A 23,871-nucleotide genomic window follows, 5' to 3' on the forward strand; every position below is an offset into this window, starting at 1 on the left:
GAGGGGCTACGCCGATTTGCTCACGATGTGGAGGTGTATTAGAGCGCCAACCTCTGATTCGTCCAGTGCCGATGCTGGTGTTTTTAGCCGTGACGACTGCTTTCATCGGTCTCTCCTTTCCGGTGCTGTTTGTGCCTCGTCCCGAACCCAGGCGCCGTCCATTGATTCCAGCGTCTCCCACGGCTGAGCTCGATGCACGCCATCGTGAGATAGTCCCTGTTGCTTGATCTGAGCTGATGACGTCTCTTGAAACTCAGCTTGTGGCTTTTCTCGCCTTTGGGGCCGCGGTGTCAACGCTTGCTGCCTGGATGCTCTCCAGCCTGGGGACAAGTGCAAGAAGCAAGCGCTGAGGATAAACCCCTCAATTGGTTATGCACATGCATGCCAATGTTTAGGAATGGATATCGATTTTGCCTCGAACTGGAAAGAGTTCCTGCCTTTTGTCAGCCCTGTCTATCTGCCTTTGCTCAAGGCATCAGAGACGCCTAAGTACTTTTTCTTTGCTTCTTGTGGATACTTTGTGGGGTGGCTGTCTGGCTGCTGGATGATTGATTTAAAAAATTGATTCAATCTCGAGTGCTGTCCAAGCGAGAGTTTGCTAATGCTCTCCATTTCTGTGTAATTGAAAGCTGAAAAGTGAACGCTAAAAAAGATCCACCCATTGAGGGCGGATCATGATACTTCGAGTTGGTTCAGATTTGTTGAGTGAACCGCTTGCTCAGGAACTCTTGCTATCGCGGATTCCTTGGATAGCAGCTGCGTAATCGGGTTGGTTGAACACTCCAGATCCACTCACGATTGCGTTAGCACCTGCTTCGATCACCTTCCAGGCATTAGCTCCCTTGATGCCCCCGTCCACTTCAATCCATGGATCGACACCCTTCTCTTCACACATCCGGCGTAGATCACGGATTTTTTGCACTTGATTGTCGATGAAGCTCTGGCCTCCGAAACCGGGATTCACACTCATGATCAGCACCAAGTCGCACAGTTCGAGGCAGTACTCCAGGGTGTCGATCGGGGTACCGGGGTTGAGGACGGCTCCAGCCATTTTTCCCAGATCCTTAATCTGGCCAAGATTGCGGTGTAAGTGGGGGCAGGCTTCCACCTGCACAGAGATGATGTCTGCTCCAGCCTTGGCAAAGTCAGGGACGTATTTCTCCGGCTCCACGATCATCAGATGAACGTCCAGAGGCTTTTCAGTCACAGGACGCAGCGCATCAACGATCAGTGGCCCAATGGTGATGTTGGGCACGAAACGGCCATCCATCACATCCACATGGATCCAGTCAGCACCGGCCTGATCCACCGCTTTCACTTCTTCACCAAGGCGAGCAAAGTCAGCTGAAAGGATGGATGGAGAGATCACCAGGGGCTTGGTGCTCATGGGGGGATCCGCGGGAATGCGCGGCGATTGTAGGAACCGCTGAATGCGCTGATACAGTGAGCCGCGCTCTTGAGCTGAGAAGTCCTGCGGCATCGGGTTCCTTGCCCTTCCCGTGGATCGCCAGGTCAGCTCACCGTTCGCTGCACCCTTTACCCCAACGCCGCATACCCGTGGATCGCACTCTTATCCAGGAAATTCTCGAGGTCGTTGAGCAGGCGGCTATCGCTTCCGCAAAGCTCACCGGTCTCGGTAAAAAGGACGAAGCTGACGCCGCAGCTGTTGAAGCAATGCGTCAGCGCATGGGCCAGATCCAGATGCAAGGTCGCATTGTGATCGGTGAGGGCGAGCGTGATGAAGCTCCGATGCTCTACATCGGTGAGGAAGTCGGCAGCGGCACCGGCCCTGGAGTGGACTTCGCTGTGGATCCTTGCGAGGGCACCAACCTTTGTGCCAACAACCAGCGAGGCTCCATGGCAGTCCTCGCCGCTTCCGACCGAGGTGGTTTGTTCAACGCTCCAGACTTCTATATGAAGAAACTGGCTGCTCCCCCGGCCGCCAAGGGCAAGGTGGACATTCGCAAGTCGGCCACTGAGAACATCAAAATTCTGAGTGAGTGTCTTGGCATTGCGGTCAGCGACCTCACCATTGTCGTGATGGATCGTGCCCGTCACAAAGATCTGATTGCTGAAATCCGTGCCACCGGTGCCCGTGTTCAGCCCATTTCCGATGGCGACGTTCAGGCAGCAATTGCCTGTGGTTTTGCCGGCACTGGCACCCACTGTCTGATGGGTATCGGTGCAGCCCCCGAAGGCGTGATTTCTGCCGCTGCCATGCGTGCTCTTGGTGGCCATTTCCAGGGCCAGTTGGTCTATGACCCTGCCGTTGCTCAGACCCAGGAATGGGCTGACCTCACCAAGGAAGGCAACCTTGCACGCCTTGAGGAGATGGGGATCACCGATCCAGACAAGATCTACGAAGCCGAGGAGCTTGCCTCCGGAGAGCATGTTGTCTTCGCTGGCGGTGGCATCACTGATGGCCTGCTCTTCGACGGCGTTAAGTTCGAGAAGGACTGCACCCGGACCAGCAGCCTGGTGATCAGCAACCTTGACAACACCTGTCGCTTCACCGACACGGTCCATATCAAGGACGGCGCTCAGAGCATCGCGCTGAACTGACCTTCAACGACTGGATAAGAGGAGCATCTCCATGCACATTGCCGTCGTCGGCCTCAGTCATCGCACGGCACCGGTCGAAATCCGTGAAAAGCTCAGTATTCCTGAGCAAACCATGGAGACCTCTCTCCAGACCCTCCGTGGTCATGAGCAGGTGCTTGAGGCTTCCATCCTCAGTACCTGCAACAGGCTTGAGATCTATACCCTGGTGCGTCATCCCGAACTCGGAATCTCCGCCGTACGGGAGTTCCTCAGTGGGCACTCAGGCCTGGCTACAGAGGCCCTTTCTCCTCATCTTTTCGCTTATCACCATCACGAAGCTGTCGATCACCTGCTCAAGGTCTCGGCTGGTCTCGACAGTCTTGTTCTAGGCGAGGGGCAGATCCTCTCCCAGGTCAAGAAAATGATGCGTCTGGGTCAAGAACACAAATCCATCGGTCCGATTCTCAACCGGTTGCTGACACAAGCCGTCAGTACTGGGAAGCGAGTTCGCTCTGAAACCAATCTGAGCACGGGTGCGGTATCAGTCAGTTCTGCTGCTGTCGAACTGGCCCAGCTCAAGCTCGGCCAATCCCGAGGCCTCGACCAGCTCGTCACCCTTGAGACTGAAAAGGTCGCCGTGGTTGGAGCTGGCCGAATGAGTCGGCTGCTGCTTCAGCACCTTCAGTCCAAAGGTTGTTCCGGCGTTCAGTTGCTCAATCGCACGCGCGAGAGAGCACTCGCGCTCGCTGAAGATTTTCCTGGGTTGCCAGTGGAGTGCCGATCCCTTGAGGATCTTGATCACTGCCTCAGTACATGCTCGTTGGTCTTCACCAGTACGGCCACCGAAGAACCGATCATCGATGCAGCCCGTCTCAATCAGCTGGATCGCTTGAACTCCCTCCGCCTGATTGATATCGGTGTGCCGCGAAACATCGCCGCCGATGTTGAGGGCATTGCAGGCGTTGAATCCCATGATGTGGACGATCTCCAGGAGGTCGTGGCCCGCAACCAGGAGGCACGCCAGCAGGTGGCGATGGAAGCCCAAGGTTTGCTTGATGTTGAATCGCGGCTTTTCCTTGAGTGGTGGGACAGCCTTGAGGCAGTGCCAACCATTAACCGCTTAAGGGCGTCACTTGAACAGATCCGTACTGAGGAGCTTCAAAAGGCTCTCAGCCGCATGGGGCCTGACTTCTCCGCGCGGGAACGCAAAGTTGTGGAGGCCCTCACGAAGGGCATCCTCAACAAGATCCTGCACACGCCAGTCACCCAGTTGCGTAGCCCTCAGCCCCGCTCTGAGCGCCAGGAAGCCCTCCGTGTGGTTGAGCGCGTGTTTTCCCTTGGGGAGGACCAATCCACCAGCTGAGATCGCCTGAGAGGCAAGGGCTGAGCCCAGTCTCGATCAGAGTCTCATCGTTCTTGGTTGATCTGGGGCTGCTGATGGTTTTTTAAGCACAAAGTCCGTTAGGTTTGCCCCCGTCTCCAGTGTTAAGGCACCGGCATGAAGCGCGTTCTGTCAATAATTCTTGGTGGAGGAGCGGGTACCCGTCTTTACCCACTCACCAAAATGAGGGCTAAGCCAGCTGTCCCTTTGGCGGGTAAATACCGACTGATTGATATCCCCATCAGTAACTGCATCAACTCCAACATCACCAAGATGTATGTGTTGACTCAGTTCAACAGCGCATCACTTAACCGCCATCTTTCCCAGACTTACGACCTCAGCGCTGGTTTCGGTCAGGGATTTGTTGAGGTTCTAGCTGCCCAACAAACCCCGGAGAGTCCGTCATGGTTTGAAGGCACAGCTGATGCTGTACGTAAATACCAGTGGCTATTCCAGGAATGGGATGTTGATGAATACCTGATCCTTTCCGGTGATCAGCTGTATCGCATGGATTACAGCTTGTTTGTTGAGCATCACCGTAAATCCGGCGCCGATCTCACTGTTGCTGCACTCCCTGTCGATCCGAAGCAGGCTGAATCGTTTGGCTTGATGCGCACTGATGATGACGGTGCAATTCAGGAATTCCGAGAGAAGCCAAAGGGTGATGCTCTTAAGGAAATGGCTGTTAATACAGCCCGTTTTGGCCTGTCTCCCGAGTCAGCCCAGGAGAAGCCCTATCTCGCTTCGATGGGAATCTATGTTTTCAGTCGAAAGGCCCTTTTTGGTCTCCTGAATGATTACCCCACCTATAAGGATTTTGGTAAGGAGCTGATTCCTGAAGCTCTTAAGTCTGGTATGAATCTTAGGAGTTATGTGTTTGACGACTATTGGGAAGATATTGGGACTATTGGGGCTTTTTACGAGGCTAATCTTGCCTTGACAGAGCAGCCTAAGCCTCCATTTAGTTTCTACGACGAAGACTTTCCTATTTATACAAGGCCGCGTTATTTGCCCCCTAGTAAGTTGGTTGATGCGCAGATCGTTAACTCCAGCATTGGTGAGGGGACGATTCTGAAATCTTGCAGCATCAATCATTGCGTCCTCGGTGTTCGAAGCCGCGTCGAGAACAATGTCGTTCTCCAAGATTCGTTGCTGATGGGGAGCGACTTCTTTGAATCCACCTCAGAGCGTGAGGAGCTGCGTCAAAACGGCGGTACGCCACTTGGTGTGGGCGAAGGCTCAACTGTGAAGCGTTCCATCCTTGACAAGAACACCCGAATTGGCCGAAATGTCACCATTGTCAATAAGGACAATGTTGAGGAGGCCGATCGTCCGGAGCTTGGTTTCTACATCCGCAACGGCATTGTTGTCGTGGTGAAAAATGCCACCATCCCTGATGGCATGGTGATCTGAAGCCTGACTTTGGTTTCCTCTTTCTGACAGACGGTGTTCTGAGGGCAGCGGTTTCTCTGCCCGATGGTCACACTGAGGACATTGCAAACCACCTTTGACGATGTCCAAGGCTCATTTCGGCCTGATCGGTCTCGGAGTAATGGGCGAGAACCTTGTGCTCAACGCAGAGCGCAACGGCTTCTCGAGTGTGGTTTACAACCGCACCTACTCCAAAACCGAAGAATTTCTTGCCGGCCAAGGGGCTGGCAAGAACATTCAAGGAGCGACAGATCTTCAGGATTTTGTTGGCAAACTCCAGCATCCCCGCCGCATCCTCATGATGGTGAAGGCGGGGGCACCTGTTGATGCTGTGATTCAACAGATCTCCCCCTATCTCGAGCAAGGTGATCTACTGATCGACGGCGGTAACTCGGAGTATCACGACACGGAACGTCGAGTTGCCGAACTGGAAAGCAAGAGCTTTGGCTTCATCGGCATGGGTGTGTCTGGTGGTGCCAAAGGAGCCCTTGAAGGGCCAAGCATGATGCCTGGTGGAACAAAAGCTTCTTACGACGCGATTGAAAGCCTGGTCACCAAAATGGCAGCCCAGGTTGAGGACGGACCTTGCGTCACCTATATCGGGCCTGGTGGTTCGGGTCATTTTGTCAAGACCGTTCATAACGGAATTGAATACGGAATTGAGCAGATCCTTGCCGAGGGCTACGACCTGATGAAGCGGGTCGGTGGCATGAATGGTTCTCAGATGGCTGATGTGTTTGCCCATTGGAACAGCACTGAGGAGCTGGCCTCTTATTTGGTGGAGATCACAGAGGTCTGCTTGCGGACAAAAGACCCGGATGATGGTGCTGATCTCGTCGAGCGGATTCAGGACAAGGCTGGTCAGAAGGGTACTGGGCTTTGGACAGTGGTCAGTGCCTTGAAGATGGGTGCGTCTGTACCCACGATCTATGCCGCATTAAACGGGCGGGTGATGAGTTCGATGAAGGATCAGCGTGTCAAGGCCGAAGAGGTTTTGCACGGACCTGCCACGACCCCGTTTGACATGGGAAGCCCCGACGATGGAATGGCTCCTTTGATGGATGCGATGGTTTTAGCTTGTGTGGCTAGCTATGCCCAAGGCATGGAGCTAATGCGCATAGCCTCTGCTGAGCATGACTACAACCTGAACATGCCTTCCATTGCTCAGATCTGGAAGGGCGGTTGCATCATCCGAGCTCGCTTACTGAAGCGCATTCAGGATGCGTTCAATGCTGATCCACAACTTCCCAATCTTCTGATTGACCCCTGGTTTGCGGATCAGGTCAACCGTCGGTTGCCTGGTTTGGCCAAGGTCGTGGCCGGAGCTGCCCAAGCAGGGATTCCAGTTCCTTGCCTGAGCAGCACCCTCGACTACATCAACAGCTATCGCACGGGCCGACTTCCCCAGAATCTGGTGCAGGCCATGCGTGACTGTTTTGGCTCCCATACCTATGAGCGGACCGACAAACCGGGTACTTTTCACACGGAATGGCTGGATTGAGGTTGATTGATGAGCATGACTCCGTATCAACTCGTGCGCACCGGGGATTCTCAGGATCTCGCTCGTCGTGCCGCAGAAACGATTGCGACAGCCATTGATCTCGCTCTTGATCAACGCGATCGGGCCCAGATTGCTTTGTCCGGTGGCACGACCCCGGCTAAGGCCTATGCGTTGCTCTCTCAACAGCATCTCCCCTGGGACCGGGTCGATGTCTTGCTTGGTGATGAGCGCTGGGTCTCTGCTGAGGACCCCTCCAGCAATGCCCGGATGCTCCGTCACACGCTTATGGATCCAGGATCTCCAGGTGCTCAGGCCTGTTTTCATCCTGTCCCCACAGTTGAACTGGAGAGTCCTGAAGCCAGTTCCGAGGCTTTTGCTGATCTGATTGGGGGGCTTTGCCCGGGAGATCCACCCGTGTTTGATCTGATGTTGCTTGGTCTTGGTGATGATGGTCATACGGCCTCACTATTTCCAGGCACGGACGCTCCTCTGGTGACCAATCGCTGGACGACCATTGGTCGAGGTAAAGGTCTTGATCGGATCACCCTCACCGCACCCGTTCTCAGCGCTGCTCGTCAAGTCGTTTTCCTGGTTGGTGGCGAAGGCAAGCGTCAGGCTCTGAGTCGATTGCTCGATCCCATGGAGTCACCAGAACGCACACCTGCCAAGTTGGTGCAATCTCAACAGCCGATCACGATCCTTTGTGATCAAGCTGCTGCACCTGATCAGTGAAGCTTCCTATTGGAATGAAGTTGATCGGATCAATTTTGCTTTGTTAGAAGCAGTTTGCTTGATTACCACTTTTCTTTGAATTTAGTCTATTTTGATTTCGCTTCACCTCTAGGCTTGAATTGAAGGATCGTATTGGTCTCGATTTGTCAAACTAGGCCCGCCGCTTTCAGGGCCATCTTCAAAACTCAATCTTATGCTGTTGTCTAGAACCATTGATCCCGTTTAGGCCCGATGGTGTATTCGATTGGAGGCCTTCGTGAATGGTCTGTGCTTAACGACACAATCATGGGTGGGTCCAGTTCTTCTGCTTGTCGACTCACCGCGGAAGGCCTTCTTCTCGAGGGAAATATAGTTGAACAAGGTGGAGGATTTGTGAGTTGTCGATCTCCACGTTTCCAGCCTCCTCTCAACCTTTCGGCGTATCGTGCCTTGAGAATTTGTGTTGATGGAGAGGGTCGTACTCTTAAGTTTGCCGTGGCCTGCAGTGATGGTGTGATGGGCCTGAGTGAATTGATCCCCGGTGGTTTGCGTTGGGTACATGCCATCCCCACCCACAGCACAGGAACCACGGTGGCTGAGATTCACTTCAAGGATTTACGGCCTGTGATACGTGCCAAACCTCTTCGTCTCCCGTTGAATTTTGAAGCATCAGCCCTGACCCGTCTTCAGCTTCTCCATTCCCGCTTCGACGACCACGGAGATGCCAATCCTGGATTCAGAGCAGGTTCGATTCGACTGCTCTTGCGTTCCATCGAGGCGTTCTGAAGGATGGATTTGGCATTTCGGGATGACAGTGCCGATCCGTCGGTCGACCTTCTTGTTCTGATTGCATCTGCTGCTGACGTGTGCCGAAAACCATTCCGCCACGCTGTTGTGTTGTTGGACAATGCCAACGAGATCTCAGATGCTCCAAGGCTTCTCACTGACCTTCTGGAGAGTGGTCATGACCTTCACCTCAGAATTGAGTGCAGAGATCCGGATGGAGAGCGCTGTCCAGATGAGGACCTTGAGCTGGAGCTCTACCGCAGCGGTCAGGATCTGAACCTCATGCTTGCTTGGTGGAATCAGCCAGACCGCCCTCTGCTCTGGCAGGGGCAGCATCCGGTCTGGATGAATGCCGACAGTGGTCAGCGCTGTTCGGCCCCAGAGGATGGCGCGCCACTTGAGGCTCTGACTCGCCGGCTAAGGGCCCTATTCAAGGTTTGAATGGTGGGATCTCTGAACTGTTTTTCGTGAGCAAAGTATTGCCCGTTGTCCTTTTGGCGCCATGGGTGGCTGCGGTCGCTGTCTCCGGATCCGTTCAGGCCCGCCCACTCTCGCCTGCACAGAGAATCAATATTGCAGCATTCATGGGTCGAGAAAGCGCAGCGCTCTACTGCCAGGGCAATGACCTCAAAGCAGCGATCGAGAAGAGCGTGATCAAAACGATGCTCGATCAGGATCTGGATCCCGAGTCGATGGATCAGATCGATTTAGACCAGAAGGAAATAGGAATTGCCTTTTTTGAAAATGTCTTTGCTGATGCCTTCGCCAACTGCCCTTCAAGGGCTAGGCAAATCTGGCGCCAGATGACGGAGATGTGAGTTTGGCCTCGGCACAGCTCAGGGTTGGTCTGTGACCGCCCCTTCGCTGGCGCATGACACCAGTCGGCTGTACTTGCCGAGAATACCGGTGCGGTATTTCGGTGTTGGAGTGCTCCAAGCACTGCGACGTCGATCGAGCTCACTGTTGTCCACATTCAATTGCAACAACAGTTGGTTGGCATCCACAGTGATGCTGTCGCCTTCTTGAATGAGGCCGATGGTGCCGCCCACCGCAGCCTCCGGGGATACATGGCCGATGACCAGCCCATAGGAGCCACCTGAGAAACGGCCATCGGTGATCAAGGCCACCTTGTCGAGCAGACCCTGCCCCACGATTGCTGAGGTTGGGCTCAGCATTTCGCGCATGCCGGGTCCCCCCACCGGTCCCTCATTGCGAACCACCACCACATCTCCAGCCTTGATCTGGTTGTCAAGGATGGCGGCTAGACAGCTTTCCTCACTTTCAAACACCCTTGCCGGGCCAGTGATGACGGGATTCTTGACGCCACTGATCTTGGCAACGGCCCCCTGCTCGGCCAGATTGCCCTTCATGATCGCCAGATGTCCCTTGGCGTAGAGCGGATTGGACAGGGGGCGAATCACGTCCTGATCGGCAGGTGGCATGGCAGGAACATCGGCCAGCCGTTCTTTCAGGCTCTTGCCTTCGATCGTGCGGCAGTCGCCATGGAGAAGGCCTGCATCAAGCAGGAGTTTCATTACTTGTGGAATGCCACCAGCTTGATGTAGATCAACGGTTACATACTTGCCGCTTGGCTTGAGATCGCAGATCACAGGGACGCGCTGGCGAATGCTTTCAAAGTCGTCGATGTTGAGATCGATTCCCGCGGTGCGCGCGATGGCCAGCAGATGCAGCACCGAATTGGTGGAGCCTCCCACCGCCATGATCACGCTGATGGCGTTTTCGAATGCTTCTCGGGTGAGCAGCTCTCGTGGACGGATATCGGATTTGATCGCCTCGACCAGCACTTCGGCGGAGCGGGCCGCACTGTCGGCCTTTTCGGCATCCTCTGCAGCCATAGTTGAGCTGTAGGGGAGGCTCAGACCCAGCGTTTCGATTGCGGCACTCATCGTGTTGGCCGTGAACATTCCTCCACAGCTGCCGGCTCCCGGACAAGCGTTCTTTTCGATCGCGGTGAGCTGTTCTTCGTCAATCTTGCCGCTTGTGATCTGACCGACAGCTTCAAAGGCACTGACCACAGTGAGATCGCAACCTCCAAGCTTCCCTGGCTTGATCGTGCCGCCGTACACAAAGATTGAGGGGATGTTCATCCGGGCCATGGCGAGCATGGCGCCGGGCATGTTCTTGTCGCAGCCCCCGACGGCCAGCACTCCGTCCATGCTTTGGCCGTTGCAGGCGGTTTCAATCGCATCAGCGATCACTTCCCTGCTCACGAGGGAATACTTCATCCCCTCGGTGCCCATTGAGATGCCATCACTGACGGTGATGGTGCCGAAGGTCTGAGGCATCCCTCCGGCCATGCGTGTGGCCTCTTCGGCCCTCATGGCCAGATCGTTCAGCCCCACGTTGCAGGGAGTAATGGTGCTGTAGCCGTTGGCGATGCCAATAATCGGCTTGCCGAAATCGGCATCACCGAACCCGACTGCACGCAACATCGCTCGGTTTGGTGAGCGCTGGATTCCCTGCGTGACGGCGTCGGAGCGGAGCATCGATGGCAGCCGGTGGCCGGTGAATGACTGTCGCCAACCTACCGACTGCAGGGTTCAGCTTCTGGCTCCCAGATCCTCGAGCTGCCGACGTACATCGGCGATCGCCGCATTCAGCTGTTCGACGCGATGCTCTAGCTGGCCATCCTGGACCACTTTCTCAGTGGCATCGAAGGCTTCACTGCCGTCTTGGATGCGCGGCGCGTAAAGCATGGATCGCTGGCGTTTGGAATGTTGTCGACGATCCGCTTCCGAAAGCAGCCACCAAGCCAGACCGGCAGCGCCCATGACGGCGCCGCTGATCAGGGTGGCAAGGGTGCCGGAAGCCGTCTCGCGCTGGGCCATGGTCTGCTGCTGATGCTTTCAGGTTAGGTGGCTGATCCAGTTCTGATCTGCATTCGCTGTACAGGGTCACCGATGCCAGGCAGAACCCTGCCTTTTTCATCCAGGCTTTCATCGATGCAAGCGGTGTGAATGGTCAAATCAGGGATCTGCTCGCCGATCTGCTTTAGGCCTGGGCTGGCGGCCACCGCCGTGATCATCCGAACCCGGCGCATGTCATCCACTCCGCAACCTGCAAGTTTGTCCAAGGCCTTCAGGCATTGGTTGCCATCGCTGATCTGGTCACAAAACAGCACCACGCCGGCTTGGGGCTCAATCATCTCTGGAACACCATCAAGGCAAACCAGTGCATTGGGCAGCACCTGACGTGCGCCCTGCCAGAGACTGAGTCCTCCCGGCATCAACGGGATGGTCAGTAGTGGCACAGAAGCCTCGATCACGCTGCCTTCTGTGTCTTGAAGCGGTGTGGTGACGGCTTCCCTGCGATGGGGTAGCCAATCGCGCATCGCCTCATAGCAGAGCCATCGGCCAAGCTCCTCCATACCGGTCGCGTAAAGGGCTGCTGGTGTTCCCGCATGCCTCAGCACCGTGAGCCAGTGGGCGATCAGGGGATGGGGGGGAACCACCACCCTCAGAGTCTTGGCCATGTCGCGTGGATTGGTGGGCAGCTGCCATAACGTGACGTTTCAAACTACGGCAGGTGCTTCGCCGCTTGGCCGTCAGATCCAATCCCACGACCATGGTCGCCTTTTTTTGCGGTCTTGCCGCACGGCTCAAGCACACTCGTGCCATTGCCGCTGGACTGCTGACAGCGTTGGTTTGCCTAGCTGGCACTTTGTTGTCTTCGGGAGCGGAGCCTGCTCTGGCGATCACCGCCCCTGAGCTCCGTGGCCAATTTGCTGTGCAGGAGATCAGCGCTGATATGCATGGGTTGGACCTGAAGGAGAAGGAATTCCTCAAGGCTGATCTCCAGGGCGTTGATCTATCGGACAGCGATCTTCGTGGTGCCGTGATCAATACCTCAATGCTTCAGGGTGCAGACCTCCAAAGGGCAGACCTCGGTGACGTAGTGGCCTTTGCGAGTCGTTTTGATGGTGCTGATCTTCGCGATGCCCGTTTTGAGAACGCGATGATGATGCAGAGCCGATTTACAGATGCCCGCATTGATGGTGCTGATTTCAGCAACGCCGTGATAGATCTTTCACAGCAGAAAGCACTGTGTGCCCGGGCTGATGGGGTGAACAGTGTTACTTCCATCAGTACCCGCGAGAGTCTTGGTTGTCGATGATGCGTCGTCTCCCTGTCACCGTGATTACCGGCTTTCTTGGTGCCGGAAAAACCACCCTGCTTCGCCACTTGCTGACCAACAGTGGTCAGCGACTTGCCGTGATGGTGAACGAATTCGGAACCGTCGGTCTTGATGGAGATCTGATCCGCAACTGCGGATTTTGTCCTGAGGATGAGCTCGAGGGACGTCTTGTTGAACTCAATAACGGCTGTCTCTGCTGCACTGTGCAGGATGATTTTCTGCCAACCATGGAGACCCTTCTCCAGCGAGCAGATTCCCTAGACGGCATCGTGGTTGAAACCAGTGGTCTTGCTCTGCCGCGCCCCCTTTTACAGGCTCTCGAATGGCCAGACGTGCGTTCCAGAGTTGTGGTGAACGGTGTGATTACGGTTGTGGATGGTGAATCTCTTGCTGGCGGCAGCCCCGTGGGGGATCTCGAGGCGATCGAGCGTCAACGACAGGACGATCCGAGCCTCGATCACATCAGTGCCATTGAAGAATTGTTTGCTGACCAGCTGGAGGCTGCAGATCAGGTTCTGATCAGTCGTGCCGATCTGATTAACGCCGATCAGATCAGTGGTGTTCGTGAGCTGCTCAGCAGCAAGGTTCGAAGTGGCACGCCCTTGCTGGCGATCGAGCGGGGCGTTGTTGATCCGGCTTTGGTGCTCGGCATCGATCGACAAGCTGTTGCATCTGCAACGCCTGAGGTGGACCATCATCACGACCATCACGACCATCACGACCATCACGACCACACCCATGTCGAGGCGGTCAGTGGCCTTCTGCGCATGGAGAGCTCCGTCTCTCGAGAGGCTCTGGAACAGTTGCTCCCCGACTTCGTAGCTCGCAATCAGGTGGTGCGATTGAAAGGTCGGGTTTGGCTCCCGGGTAAAGCCCTGCCCCTACAACTGCAGATGGTTGGTCCACGTCTTGAATCGTGGTTCGAAGCTGCGCCTGATCAAGCCTGGCGGCCTGATAGTGGGGCCGGTCTTGATTTGGTGGTGATCGGCTTTGTTGCGGATGCTGCAGACCGTTTGGGTGAACTCTTGCCCGTCCCTGCGTGAATCGGAAGCCTTGTATTCGGGGGGAATGCTTCAGCCGCGATGATCCTCGCCATCCATCCTCTCCAGGCAAGCTCTGTCCAAGTCACTGAGGTGGAAGGCTCGTCTTGAAGGGAATTCCAGTCAGCCCTAAGCCCACAAGACTGGTCAATCCGGAGGCACCATCACCAACGATTGAGGAGGGCAGGCTCTGATCTCACGAAGACAGTCGACAAGAGATCTGATTGCCAATGCTCAGTGGGTCACAACGAGTTCCCGAATTTTGGCTCGTTCCACTTGTTGCGCTAAATCCAAGAGGTCATTGCGATCGATCAGGCCAATGCAGCCAAGCGTTCCGCTGTTGCCATTGCGTCCGGCGCTTGGATCTTGGTGAATCCCTAGAACCCTGCGACCGGTCGTAAATGTTGGTTCGATGCTGATCCAGATGGGACCGAGCTCCGGGTAGGCGCCTGCCGCCAGTGGTTCCACGGGGCCAAGGGTGTAGTGGCCAGCGGGAAGAGGTGCGCGGCTTCCCATCTGGTCGCGATCGGCATGCTGGCGGTTGGCTCGACCACTGAGTGCGTCGTAGTGACGGACCGGATGGCCAGGTATTTCAAGGCGCAGATCCCAGATGGGATCACCCGTGCCTGCTAACTGTCGATGGGTCTTTTCGAGAACGAGTACCGATTCCCCTTCCTGTTGCAGGCGTGCCAGTAGTTCCTCTGGCGCAATGCTGCTGGTGGCGGGCGTCGTGCTTTGGGTCCTTGCCAGGGCAATGGTGGCCAGGGCCTGCTCGAGGGTCTGAGCCGTTGCTAATCCAGGTGCTGTCAGAACAGCAGAGAGCATCACAAGCGTGATCGAGAAGCGTCCCTTCAGCATCCGCACCACCGCAATGGATGCAGAAAGCTACGGATTGTTTTTTCCGCTCACGGAAGAAAAAGCCAGTTCCTTGTCTGACCTCCGGTCTCGCCTGAGACGTCAATGCGTTCCACCTGGGTCAGTGGATTAAGGGTGTGAAGGCTGTCTCACGGGTGTAGCCAATGCAGGTGATCAAGGTGATCAGACCTGCAGCTGCTGCCAGTAGAGCTGGACTGAGGGGCTGACCTGTGTGCAGCACTAGCCATGTGGCGGCAAGAGGGGTGAGGCCTCCAATCCATCCCTCTGCAACGTTGAAGGCAAGTGCCAGGCCGGTGTTGCGCACCTCGCCAGGGATTAATTCGACGTTGGCCGGATTTTTGGCGCCAGCCAGGATTGCCACAGCCATCACAAGCCCCACCTCGCCACGAAGAATGTTGTTCAGGCTGTCGCTTTGGAGCAGGGTAAAGATGGGCCAGGCGCCAAGAACCAGCCAGCCGCTGCCGATCACAAAGAGTGGTTTTCGGCCAACCCGGTCGCTGATCCAGGCCGCGATTGGATAAAGAATCAACAGGAGCGCCATCACACGTGTATTCAGTGACAGGGCAGTTGCGGCTGAGAGTTTGTCGATGGTTTCAAGATCGCTGACAACGTAGACAAATAAGAGATAAAAACTGACGCTGCTGGCCACATTGAGCAACATCACTTTGGTAATCGGCGAACGGTGCTTCAGCACCATGCGCAGTGGTTGAGACGTCTTGTTGTGACTCAGCACCGCTGGTTTCAGATGCCTGCGAAGCATCACCCCAGCGAAAGCAATCAATGAACCCAGTGCAAACATTAGTCGCCAACCCCATTGCTCCAGCTGATCGGGTTGCAACAGTTGCGCCAGTCCGTCGCTGAGTGCCGAAGCCAGCAACATGCCAGCAACGGATCCCCATAATCCCCAGATTGAAAGAATGCCTCGTCTCCGTTCCGGTGAACGTTCGCAGAGAAAGACAATTGAGGTTGTGTATTCACCTCCTGCAGAGAGACCCTGAAGCAGGCGAAGGCTGACCAGCAGCACTGGTGCTGCCACGCCGATCTGTTCATAGGTGGGTAAGAACGCCATCAATGTTGTGGGAATGGCCATGGCCACAACACTGATCAAAAGTGCTCTTTGGCTGCCGTGGCGATCGCCGATCCGACCGATGATTAGTCCACCAAGTGGTCTGACCAGGAAGCCCGCTGCAAAAGCAGCAAATGTTTCCAGAAGGGAAAGACCAGGATTATTGGAAGGAAAGAAGTGGTGACTGAGCGCGACAGCGAAATAGCCATAGAGCGAAAAGTCGTACCACTCCATGACGTTGCCGACGATGCCTGCAGCGATCACGGACAATCGTTGATTGGTTGGGGCGCTCATGATGCGTCCTCAATGGACCAGTTCAGCCCTGGGATCCACGCCACGATGGCCGGTTGACCAGAGAACATTGTTCTGTAGTCAGGATGGCGTCTGACCAGGCCTTGTTCTTCGCGTTTCGCCTTTCCTCGCAAGGTCATTGCTAGTGCGATCAGCAGCGCAAGGTGCAGAGTGCTATGGCGTATCAACATCACTCCGGCTGCGCAGATCAGGACAGCTAGATACAGCGGATGGCGGCAGAGTCGATAGGGACCTGACTGGACGAGCTTGATTCCAGGTTTTGGCTCTGGTAGGGGCGAAAGATTGCCTCCCAGTGCAAAAAACGACGCCACCGCTAGCACGACACCTCCAGCCAGGAGGCTTCCTCCGCTGATCATCAGGCAGTTGCGCCAGGTCAGGCTTAGGCCTGTCAAGGCACTCTGAGGCCATGCCGGCAGGATGATCACCGCCAGGATCAAGACGCCTTGGCCGAGCAGCCACCACTCTCCCTGTTGATTGCTGCAGAACCCTGCCCAGCTGAGGTTCCAACCGCTCAATGCGGCTTTGATGCCGATCCCCCTTGCTCTCACTCCCATTAGTCCAATCACAATTGCATTGTGATTGCTCTTTGACGATGGAGAAGAAGAGACGCACGATCCTGCTGAGCGGTGCCTCTCGTGGGATCGGTCGTGCGATTGCTGAGCAGGCATTGCGAGATGGACACCGTCTCAGCCTTGGCCTACGCAATCCCGATGTTTTGAAAGGGTCGCTGCTTGATCCCGCCATCTCCGGCTCTGATCGCATTCAATTGGTGCCTTACGAAGCCGTTGATCCAGAGGCGGCCTCCCGGTGGGTGGAGGCCGCTGATGCAGCATTCGCTGGCTTTGATGCGCTGATCCACTGTGCTGGGATCCTTCTCCCCACGCCTTTGCTGTTCTCCGATGCCCAGGGTCATGAGCCGGAACTGTTGCTCAAGGTGAATTTGATGGGTCCCTGGTGGCTGACTAGAGCGGCTTGGCCAAGGCTGCAGGCCCACGGCGACGCAAGGATTCAGGTGCTGGTCTCGATGAGTGGCAAACGCAGTAAAGGTTGCTTGGCGGGTTACGCCAGCAGCAAGTTCGCCCTGATGGGTTTATGCCAAACGATGCGCAATGAAGGTTGGGAGTCCGGTATCCGCGTCACGGCCATCTGCCCGGGTTGGGTGAACACCCACATGGTGGAAGGCATCACCGACTTTCCTCCTGAAGCGATGACCCAGCCTCAAGACTTGGCGGCACTGTCGTCTCGACTGCTTGAGCTGCCTGCTTCAGCGGTCCCGTTTGAACTTGCTGTCAGCTGCCTGCCGGAAGTCTGAACCCGGCGTGTTCAGTCCAGCGGCATGGCTCCACGCGCGCAGAGAGAACCCCAGCACAGCACTTGCTCTTCGGCCCAGCTGGATTGCACGGGGATCCAGTCGGCACCAGCACGGGATTGCATGCGCACGCTGCCGCTTCCATCGTGTTCAAAACGAATCCGTTGTTGGGCCACTTCGATCCACCACTGGCTGCCAATGCGGTTGATCCCCATCCGGCAGGGCAGCCAGGGACCTGCTTGATTGCGACACTCCAGAGCAATGGTCTCTGCCTGTTGGCTACGGGCTCTCGTCAGGTTTGAACTGATCAAGCCAATCCCAGTCGAAACCGTGGCTGTCAGCACAACCGCTGTGATGGGAATGGAGGGATGTTGATGCACTGCGCCGCTGGGCCTCCCTTCAACCTGCATGTGCTGATTCGGCCGCGGTGCCCCGGCCTGCCAAGATTTAACAATCCCTACGAGGTGACCGTGCCGCGTTATCAAGCCCGCGTATTGGTGAATCTGCGTTCGTCGGTGCTCGACCCGGCTGGTGAAGCGACTCGTTCAGCGGCATTCCGTCTGGGAGTCGATGGCGTCAGCAAATTACGTATCGGTAAGGCGGTGGAGCTTGAGCTCGAGGCCCCTGATGAGGATGAGGCGCGTCGCCGGTTGGAGCTCCTCAGCGACAGGCTTCTGGCCAACCCCGTGATGGAGAACTGGACTCTGGAGCTTCAGCAAGCATGAGTGTCGGAGTTGTGGTTTTCCCCGGTTCCAACTGTGATCGGGACGTGCGCTGGGCCAGTGAGGGGTGTCTAGGGATTCCCACGCGTTACCTCTGGCATGAGGAAAGGGATCTCAGTGGCTTGGATGCGGTTGTCTTGCCCGGTGGTTTCAGCTATGGCGACTATTTGCGTTGCGGTGCCATTGCCCGGTTCGCCCCGGTGCTCGAGTCCCTCGTTGACTTCGCAGCACGAGGTGGAAGGGTCCTTGGCATCTGCAACGGCTTTCAGGTGCTCACCGAGCTGGGGTTGCTCCCCGGTGCCTTAACGCGCAATCGCAATCTCCATTTCATTTGTGAGGATGCCGAACTGGAGATCGCTTCAGTCCGCACTCCCTGGACGAACGCAGCCAATGCGAGTGACAGGATCACGCTGCCAATTGCCCACGGAGAAGGCCGTTATCAGTGCTCTGACGACACACTGCGTCAATTGCAAGATGATGACTGCATCGCTTTTCGCTATCTCTCCAACCCCAATGGTTCCGTTGGCGATATCGCCGGCATCACCAATGCCGACGGCAATGTGCTCGGCCTGATGCCTCACCCCGAACGGGCCTGTGATCCGACTACCGGAGGTGTTGACGGGCGCTTGCTGATCAAGGCCCTGCTCAGTTGAACCCACAGCTTTTTTGATGTCCTATGCATCGCAGAGTTCCGCGTCTTCGTTGTCTCCGTTCTGAACTGTCAGCGTTCGAGACCGGCTGCGGTGGCCTCTGATCAGCTCCAAACTGCTTGCAACCCTGCGCCGCTGGAGGTCTGGTGACCGATCGCAGCCATCTAGACCCTTTGTCCCGTCGCGCTTTGCTCCGCCTCGGATGTGTCGGAGCAGGTGTGCTGGGAAGCTCTGTTTTTGGGCCGTTTGCGGCCTTGGCTGAAGGCCGCAAATCGTTGTCTGTTTTGGCGCCACCCTCCCCTTTGCGCCGGGGGTCTCGACTGCGGGCGGTCAACCCAGGTACCTGGATTGATCCCGACACCGACCTCACCCCCCTGATTCAACGCTGTGCTGACGAGGGCTGGCACCTGGAGGTGCCTCCGAGTGTGATGGGCCAGTGGCGTTATTTCTCTGGTCAAGACCACGAGCGCGTTGCTGAGTTGGAGGCTGCCTGGTCTGATCCCTCGGTGGATGGCGTGATCACCTTGGCCGGCGGCTGGGGAGGGGCTCGTGTTTTGGAAGGCGGGTTTCGTTTCCCGCGACGTGCCAAGTGGACCCTTGGTTTTTCAGATACAAGCGCCCTTTTATTGGCCCAGTGGGCCGCAGGACTGCCTGGTGCAATCCACGGCTTCAGTGGCGGATCGGATGTTCAGTGGCAGCGCACGGTGGACCTTCTCTCTGGTCGGGCTGTGGCGCCGCTAGTCGGCAGGTCTGTTCGGTCAGGCGTGGCGACTGGGCCACTTGTGGTGACCAATCTGACCGTGGCCACGCACCTGATCGGTACGGCCTGGATGCCAAACCTGAAGGGGGTGATTCTTGTGCTGGAGGATGTGGGTGAGGCGCCCTACCGCGTTGATCGCATGTTGACCCACTGGCGCATGGCTGGTCTGCTCGAGTCCCTCGCTGGAGTGGCCTGTGGTCGCTTCAGCTGGGCGAAGGACGACATCCTCCCAGGTGATTTCACGATGGAAGAAATTCTCGAAGAACGGCTCGGCGAACTGGGCATCCCCTTGGTTCTGGACCTTCCTGTGGGCCATGGTCGTCCGAACATGGCACTGCCGTTGGGGAGGACCGCGCGTTTGGATGGCACACGCGGCAGGCTCACCCTGCTCGGATGATCCGTTGTCTGACCCTGGTCATCAGCCTTGTGAGCGGTCTCGCTGTTGCGGCACCGGTCAGTCGTGATGATCCGGAACACGCTGGTCAGGTCCATACAGGTGGATCCGTTGCAGTCGGCACGGCCGTTGTGGTGACGGCCCATCCAGAGGCTAGTGCTGCCGCATTGGCTGTCTTGCAGGAGGGTGGGCAGGCCATCGATGCCCTCGTCGCAGCTCAGTCGGTGTTGGCGGTGGTGGAACCCCAAAGCTCCGGCCTTGGGGGCGGCGGCTTCTTGCTGCACTGGGATGCGCGCCAACAGGAGCTGGAGGTGTTCGATGGTCGAGAAACGGCCCCTGCCAGCAGTCGTCCCGATGACTTGCTGACGCCGGAGGGACAACCGCTGCCTTGGCGTACGGCGAGCAGTCGCCTCACGTCGATTGGGGTTCCTGGCACCGTGGCGCTGCTGTGGGAGGCCCATCAGCGTCATGGCCTCTTGACCTGGCCACGCACTTTGCAGGCTGCGATTCGTCTGGCCCAAGATGGCTTTTTCCCTAGTCCTCGCTTACGGCGATCCATTGAGCTTGCTCAGCGGTTAGGGGTTGGGCACAGCCCTGCGTTTCAGGCTCTCTATCTGCCGGATGGGCAGCCTCCTGCCTTGGATCAACGCTTCCGCAATCCGGCTCTCGCCCAAACCTTTGAGGAGTTGGCGCAGGTTGGTGCACCCGGTTTCTACCGCGGCAGCCTTGCCCAGCAGATGGTCAAGACGATCAACACTCTGGAGCCAAGCCAGATCGAATTCCGTGGTTGGTCGATCTCAGACCTTGGCTCCTATGCCGTGAGGCGTCGTGAACCACTGTGTCGTGATTTCAAACGCCATCGGCTTTGCACGCTCCCACCACCCAGCAGCGGTGGTCTTGGGCTGCTTCAAACCTTGGTGTTGCTCAACACAGCCGGTGATCTGCCGGGGCCAACCCATCCGGAGGCTTGGCAGCGACTGGCCCGTGCCATTCCTCTAGCGGATGCGGACCGTCTCTATTGGCTTCGGGATCCCGTTGATGGCCCGTCACCGACTGAAGCCCTGCTGAAGCCCTCGTATCTGAGGCGGCGCGCCTTGCTGATGGAGTCTCCACAAGGCGTCTCTGCTCAGCCTGGTCTTCCCCCCGAGATCAGCCACTTTCCCTTTGCGTTGCCTGGTTCCGGTCATGAGCAGGGCACGACCCATGTGACGATTGTTGATCGCCACGGCAATGTGGCCAGTTACAGCGGATCGGTTGAAACGGTCTTCGGCAGTCGCTATGTCGTTCAGGGCATGGTGATGAACAATCAGCTCAGCGATTTTTCTTTCCGGCCTGATATCGCGGGTGTACCCGTTGCTAATCGCCGCATGCCCGGTCGTCGCCCACTGTCCTCGATGGCTCCGGTCATCGTGTTCCATGAGGGTGTCCCGGTGATGGCCCTGGGTAGTCCAGGGGGGCGCACCATCCCCCACTTCCTGAGCCGTGTTCTGATCGCTTCATTGATCTGGAAGGAACCCCCTTACCGGTCTGTGGCCCTCCCCCATCTCTCCATCCGGCGCGGCTCCTTGGTGCTTGAAAAGGATCCACCTCTGGACTGGCCTTTTCCATTGACCGAGCTGAAGGATTCTCATCAGCCTTTGCGTCAGCAACGCTTTTCCAGCGGTACTGCTCTGCTTCATCGCATCAACGGTGTCTGGCATGGTGCCGCTGATCCTCGCCGTGAGGGAACAGCGCTGGCTCTCCCCTGAGGATCTTGCTGGCAGGCAAGGAACACGGTCTCGTCCAAGCGACCATAAAAAAAGGGGGCCGAGGCCCCCCATGCTGTTGATCAACGCGATGATCAAGCGGCAACAGCAGCCTTGGGATCAAGAGCACCCTTGGCGTAGAGACCGGCAAAGTAGTTGATGTCGCGCTGTTTGATCTTGCTGGCGTTGCCTGCAGCCCAGAACTGTTGGTAACGGTCGAGGCAGACCTGCTTCATGTACTTGCGAGCCGGCTTGTTGAAGTGACGGGGATCGAAGTTGGCGGGATCAGCTGCGGCTGCTTCGCGCACGGCTGCAGTGAAGGCCAAGCGGTTGTCGGTGTCGATGTTCACCTTGCGCACGCCGTTGCGAATGCCTTCCTGGATCTCCTCAACAGGGACGCCGTAGGTCTCGGGGATCTGACCGCCGTATTTGTTGATCATTTCCAGCCATTCCTGAGGAACGGAGGAGGAGCCATGCATCACCAGATGGGTGTTGGGGATGGCTTTGTGAATTTCAGCGATGCGGCTGATCGCAAGCACTTCGCCGGTGGGCTTGCGGGTGAATTTGTAGGCACCATGGCTTGTGCCAATGGCAATGGCCAGGGCATCAACCTTGGTCTTGGCGACGAAGTCAGCGGCCTCGGCGGGATCGGTGAGGAGCTGATCCTTGGAGAGCTCACCTTCGAAACCGTGACCGTCTTCGGCTTCACCTTTGCCGGTCTCGAGAGATCCGAGGCATCCCAGTTCGCCTTCGACGCTCACGCCAATGGCATGGGCCACGTCGACCACTTCCTTGGTGACTTGGACGTTGTAGTCATAGGAGGCAGGTGTCTTGGCGTCAGCTTCCAGAGAGCCGTCCATCATCACGGAGGTGAAGCCGTTGGCGGCAGCACCAAAACAGGTGGCGGGGCTGTTGCCATGGTCCTGGTGCATCACCACGGGGATGTCGGGATAGGTCTCGACAGCCGCGATGATTAGATGACGCAGAAAGTTTTCGCCGGCGTAGGTGCGGGCTCCGCGTGATGCCTGCAGGATCACCGGGGAGTCGGTTTCTTGAGCCGCCTCCATGATCGACTGAACCTGCTCAAGGTTGTTCACGTTGAAAGCAGGGATGCCGTAACCGTTCTCGGCTGCGTGATCGAGCAGAAGCCGAAGGGGAACTAGCGCCATGGAGTACCTCGCAGGTGACCTGAAATCGGACATGAAGTCCGGACCGGCTGGGAGTGTACCCGCGAGGCGTCAGGAATGTCACGTAAGCCTGACGTTTTGGCTACGCCAGGCTGTGACGGCTTCGGCTGAATCAGTGGTTGGTCAAGCGATCAATCAATAGGTGTAGCCAGCCACGAACAGCTGTTCATCCGAGGAGGGTTGAGATCCAGGAACGTAGCGCCCCATTGAAGCTTCAGAGTTGGCCTGGGCCCGCGCCATCAGGGCCTTCTGTCCAGCTGCGGTGTCAGAACCGCCCCATGCTTTCAGGCAGGAATGCTGAAGAGCCCGACCGTAGGAGAATCCAAGATTCCAACTGGCTTTTCGCTCAATCGTATTCATGAGATTGAGGTAAATCGAGGCGGCTTCTTCGCTCAGTCCACCGGAGAGGAAGACGATGCCTGGAACACTGGCCGGCACGCTGCGCTCCAACGTCCGAACTGTCATCGAAGCCACGGTCTTGGGGTCCGGCTTGGCGGAGCAATCCGCTCCCTGCACGGTCATGGATGGCTTCAACAGCGTTCCTTCCAGCAACACACCATTGCGCTGACAAGCGATATAAACCTCTTTGATCACGCGTTCCTGAACGTGGGCGGTCTGTTCGATGGGGTGAGAGCCATCCATGAGGATTTCAGGCTCGATAATCGGCACCAGGCCAGATTCCTGAACTGAACGGGCGTAACGAGCGAGGCCCCAAGCGTTTTCTCGAATCGACAGTTCTGATGGGCAGCCGTCTGCAGTGATCTGGAGCACCGCCCGCCATTTGGCGAATCGAGCACCTTGGGCGTAGTAATCGGCCGCGCGTTCGACCAGGCCGTCGAGTCCAGTGCAGAGGGTTTCGATTGGATGCGCTCCGGGTAGAGGACGCAGACCCATGTCGACTTTGATGCCAGCAATAATTCCGAGCTTTTTCAGCTTGTCGACCATCGACTCGCCGTCTGCGTGATTCTGGAAAAGCGTTTCCTCGTAAAGGATGGCGCCGCTGATGTAATCACCTAGGCCGGCTGAGGTGAACAGCATTCCCCGATAGGCCTTGCGGTTGGCCTCGGTGTTTTCAACGTTGATCGAACCCAGTCGCTTGCCGATGGTTTTGGTGGACTCATCAACAGCCAGGATTCCCTTTCCTGGAGTGGCCAGCGCTTTGGCAGTTGCAATCAGTTCACTCGAATGCAGAGACAGTGACATGGGACCTCGCAGGGGCTCAAATCTTGTTTGAGCATGTTGGCCTTATGGCAATGGTTGTTACTTGGGCTGGTGGCGATCGCTACAAAAACCAGATTGCTTCG

General features: G+C 56.8%; 27 protein-coding genes. 17 read left to right on the forward strand and 10 right to left on the reverse strand.

Annotated features, from left to right (window positions below):
• The first annotated feature begins 71 nt into the window (after positions 1-71).
• The gene (locus tag DXY10_RS14745; RefSeq protein ID WP_206749682.1) at positions 72-227 is read left to right on the forward strand and encodes a hypothetical protein; all 156 of its coding nucleotides are present in this window, start codon (positions 72-74) and stop codon (positions 225-227) included.
• A 170-nt stretch (positions 228-397) separates the two neighbouring features.
• Positions 398-565, forward strand: coding sequence for a hypothetical protein (locus tag DXY10_RS14375; protein WP_170955639.1), 168 nt, complete (start codon positions 398-400; stop codon positions 563-565).
• 153 nt (positions 566-718) lie between these two features.
• On the opposite strand, the gene rpe is transcribed toward DXY10_RS14375, so the two are convergent.
• A complete protein-coding gene (gene rpe / locus DXY10_RS00310; protein WP_115015293.1) occupies positions 719-1,387 on the reverse strand; it encodes a ribulose-phosphate 3-epimerase in 669 nt (222 codons plus the stop codon).
• A gap of 170 nt (positions 1,388-1,557) precedes the next feature.
• Between rpe and glpX the strand changes: the two genes are divergently transcribed.
• The 8 genes from glpX to DXY10_RS00350 all read left to right on the forward strand — a co-directional run bounded on the left by glpX (position 1,558) and on the right by DXY10_RS00350 (position 9,169).
• Positions 1,558-2,562 (forward strand): class II fructose-bisphosphatase, encoded by a 1,005-nt coding sequence (gene glpX, locus DXY10_RS00315; RefSeq protein ID WP_115014699.1) that lies wholly within the window; start codon positions 1,558-1,560, stop codon positions 2,560-2,562.
• A 31-nt stretch (positions 2,563-2,593) separates the two neighbouring features.
• Positions 2,594-3,904 carry a glutamyl-tRNA reductase gene (locus tag DXY10_RS00320; RefSeq protein WP_115014702.1) on the forward strand — a complete coding sequence of 437 codons (1,311 nt, stop codon included), beginning with the start codon at positions 2,594-2,596 and terminating at the stop codon, positions 3,902-3,904.
• A 135-nt stretch (positions 3,905-4,039) separates the two neighbouring features.
• The gene (locus tag DXY10_RS00325) at positions 4,040-5,335 is read left to right on the forward strand and encodes a glucose-1-phosphate adenylyltransferase (RefSeq protein ID WP_115014705.1); all 1,296 of its coding nucleotides are present in this window, start codon (positions 4,040-4,042) and stop codon (positions 5,333-5,335) included.
• Positions 5,336-5,435: 100 nt separating this feature from the next.
• A complete protein-coding gene (gene gndA, locus DXY10_RS00330) occupies positions 5,436-6,854 on the forward strand; it encodes an NADP-dependent phosphogluconate dehydrogenase (protein ID WP_115014707.1) in 1,419 nt (472 codons plus the stop codon).
• 15 nt (positions 6,855-6,869) lie between these two features.
• Positions 6,870-7,586 carry a 6-phosphogluconolactonase gene (gene pgl, locus DXY10_RS00335; protein ID WP_115014710.1) on the forward strand — a complete coding sequence of 239 codons (717 nt, stop codon included), beginning with the start codon at positions 6,870-6,872 and terminating at the stop codon, positions 7,584-7,586.
• A 231-nt stretch (positions 7,587-7,817) separates the two neighbouring features.
• Positions 7,818-8,351, forward strand: a complete 534-nt coding sequence (locus DXY10_RS00340) for a CIA30 family protein (protein ID WP_115014712.1) — start codon at positions 7,818-7,820, stop codon at positions 8,349-8,351.
• A gap of 3 nt (positions 8,352-8,354) precedes the next feature.
• Entirely contained in the window at positions 8,355-8,792 is a 438-nt protein-coding gene (locus tag DXY10_RS00345; RefSeq protein WP_115014715.1) for a hypothetical protein, read from the forward strand.
• 26 nt (positions 8,793-8,818) lie between these two features.
• Positions 8,819-9,169 (forward strand): hypothetical protein, encoded by a 351-nt coding sequence (locus DXY10_RS00350; RefSeq protein WP_136988954.1) that lies wholly within the window; start codon positions 8,819-8,821, stop codon positions 9,167-9,169.
• An 18-nt stretch (positions 9,170-9,187) separates the two neighbouring features.
• Here DXY10_RS00350 and ilvD read toward each other — a convergent pair whose 3' ends face one another.
• The 3 genes from ilvD to DXY10_RS00365 are packed head-to-tail and all read right to left on the reverse strand — an operon-like array spanning position 9,188 to position 11,844.
• Positions 9,188-10,858: a dihydroxy-acid dehydratase gene (gene ilvD, locus DXY10_RS00355; RefSeq protein ID WP_115014720.1), complete on the reverse strand. Its 1,671-nt coding sequence runs from the start codon at positions 10,856-10,858 to the stop codon at positions 9,188-9,190.
• A gap of 54 nt (positions 10,859-10,912) precedes the next feature.
• The gene (locus DXY10_RS00360) at positions 10,913-11,200 is read right to left on the reverse strand and encodes a hypothetical protein (RefSeq protein WP_115014723.1); all 288 of its coding nucleotides are present in this window, start codon (positions 11,198-11,200) and stop codon (positions 10,913-10,915) included.
• A gap of 23 nt (positions 11,201-11,223) precedes the next feature.
• Positions 11,224-11,844 (reverse strand): uracil phosphoribosyltransferase, encoded by a 621-nt coding sequence (locus DXY10_RS00365; protein ID WP_115014725.1) that lies wholly within the window; start codon positions 11,842-11,844, stop codon positions 11,224-11,226.
• Between the two features lie 92 nt (positions 11,845-11,936).
• On the opposite strand from DXY10_RS00365, the gene DXY10_RS00370 reads away from it, so the two are divergent.
• Together DXY10_RS00370 and cobW are read left to right on the forward strand one after the other, a co-directional pair.
• On the forward strand, positions 11,937-12,485 hold the full coding sequence (locus DXY10_RS00370; RefSeq protein ID WP_115015295.1) for a pentapeptide repeat-containing protein: 549 nt from the start codon (positions 11,937-11,939) through the stop codon (positions 12,483-12,485).
• Positions 12,482-13,549, forward strand: coding sequence for a cobalamin biosynthesis protein CobW (gene cobW / locus DXY10_RS00375; RefSeq protein WP_115014728.1), 1,068 nt, complete (start codon positions 12,482-12,484; stop codon positions 13,547-13,549). Before DXY10_RS00370 ends, cobW begins: the two co-directional genes overlap by 4 nt.
• Positions 13,550-13,780: 231 nt before the next feature.
• Here the strand turns inward: cobW and DXY10_RS00380 are convergent, their stop codons facing one another.
• From DXY10_RS00380 to DXY10_RS00390, 3 genes are all read right to left on the reverse strand, one after another.
• On the reverse strand, positions 13,781-14,404 hold the full coding sequence (locus DXY10_RS00380; RefSeq protein ID WP_115014731.1) for a L,D-transpeptidase: 624 nt from the start codon (positions 14,402-14,404) through the stop codon (positions 13,781-13,783).
• A 118-nt stretch (positions 14,405-14,522) separates the two neighbouring features.
• A complete protein-coding gene (locus DXY10_RS00385; RefSeq protein WP_170955640.1) occupies positions 14,523-15,782 on the reverse strand; it encodes an MFS transporter in 1,260 nt (419 codons plus the stop codon).
• Positions 15,779-16,354 carry an isoprenylcysteine carboxylmethyltransferase family protein gene (locus DXY10_RS00390; RefSeq protein ID WP_115014736.1) on the reverse strand — a complete coding sequence of 192 codons (576 nt, stop codon included), beginning with the start codon at positions 16,352-16,354 and terminating at the stop codon, positions 15,779-15,781. Before DXY10_RS00390 ends, DXY10_RS00385 begins: the two co-directional genes overlap by 4 nt.
• A 38-nt stretch (positions 16,355-16,392) precedes the next feature.
• Here DXY10_RS00390 and DXY10_RS00395 point away from each other — a divergent pair, with 38 nt between their 5' ends.
• Positions 16,393-17,112: an SDR family NAD(P)-dependent oxidoreductase gene (locus DXY10_RS00395; RefSeq protein ID WP_115014739.1), complete on the forward strand. Its 720-nt coding sequence runs from the start codon at positions 16,393-16,395 to the stop codon at positions 17,110-17,112.
• Between the two features lie 11 nt (positions 17,113-17,123).
• On the opposite strand, the gene DXY10_RS00400 is transcribed toward DXY10_RS00395, so the two are convergent.
• On the reverse strand, positions 17,124-17,489 hold the full coding sequence (locus DXY10_RS00400; RefSeq protein WP_115014743.1) for a hypothetical protein: 366 nt from the start codon (positions 17,487-17,489) through the stop codon (positions 17,124-17,126).
• Positions 17,490-17,579: 90 nt separating this feature from the next.
• On the opposite strand from DXY10_RS00400, the gene purS reads away from it, so the two are divergent.
• From purS to DXY10_RS00420, 4 genes are all read left to right on the forward strand, one after another.
• The gene (purS, locus tag DXY10_RS00405; RefSeq protein ID WP_115015297.1) at positions 17,580-17,834 is read left to right on the forward strand and encodes a phosphoribosylformylglycinamidine synthase subunit PurS; all 255 of its coding nucleotides are present in this window, start codon (positions 17,580-17,582) and stop codon (positions 17,832-17,834) included.
• On the forward strand, positions 17,831-18,484 hold the full coding sequence (purQ, locus tag DXY10_RS00410; RefSeq protein ID WP_115014745.1) for a phosphoribosylformylglycinamidine synthase subunit PurQ: 654 nt from the start codon (positions 17,831-17,833) through the stop codon (positions 18,482-18,484). Before purS ends, purQ begins: the two co-directional genes overlap by 4 nt.
• A gap of 143 nt (positions 18,485-18,627) precedes the next feature.
• Positions 18,628-19,638 carry an LD-carboxypeptidase gene (locus tag DXY10_RS00415; protein WP_371411094.1) on the forward strand — a complete coding sequence of 337 codons (1,011 nt, stop codon included), beginning with the start codon at positions 18,628-18,630 and terminating at the stop codon, positions 19,636-19,638.
• The gene (locus DXY10_RS00420; protein ID WP_115014748.1) at positions 19,635-21,383 is read left to right on the forward strand and encodes a gamma-glutamyltransferase family protein; all 1,749 of its coding nucleotides are present in this window, start codon (positions 19,635-19,637) and stop codon (positions 21,381-21,383) included. Before DXY10_RS00415 ends, DXY10_RS00420 begins: the two co-directional genes overlap by 4 nt.
• 92 nt (positions 21,384-21,475) lie before the next feature.
• Here the strand turns inward: DXY10_RS00420 and fba are convergent, their stop codons facing one another.
• Together fba and DXY10_RS00430 are read right to left on the reverse strand one after the other, a co-directional pair.
• Positions 21,476-22,549, reverse strand: a complete 1,074-nt coding sequence (fba, locus tag DXY10_RS00425; protein WP_115014752.1) for a class II fructose-bisphosphate aldolase — start codon at positions 22,547-22,549, stop codon at positions 21,476-21,478.
• A 153-nt stretch (positions 22,550-22,702) separates the two neighbouring features.
• Positions 22,703-23,770: a class I fructose-bisphosphate aldolase gene (locus DXY10_RS00430; protein WP_115014755.1), complete on the reverse strand. Its 1,068-nt coding sequence runs from the start codon at positions 23,768-23,770 to the stop codon at positions 22,703-22,705.
• Positions 23,771-23,871: the final 101 nt, after the last annotated feature.

The sequence above is a fragment of the Synechococcus sp. UW140 genome (assembly GCF_900474295.1).
GTDB lineage: Bacteria > Cyanobacteriota > Cyanobacteriia > PCC-6307 > Cyanobiaceae > Synechococcus_C.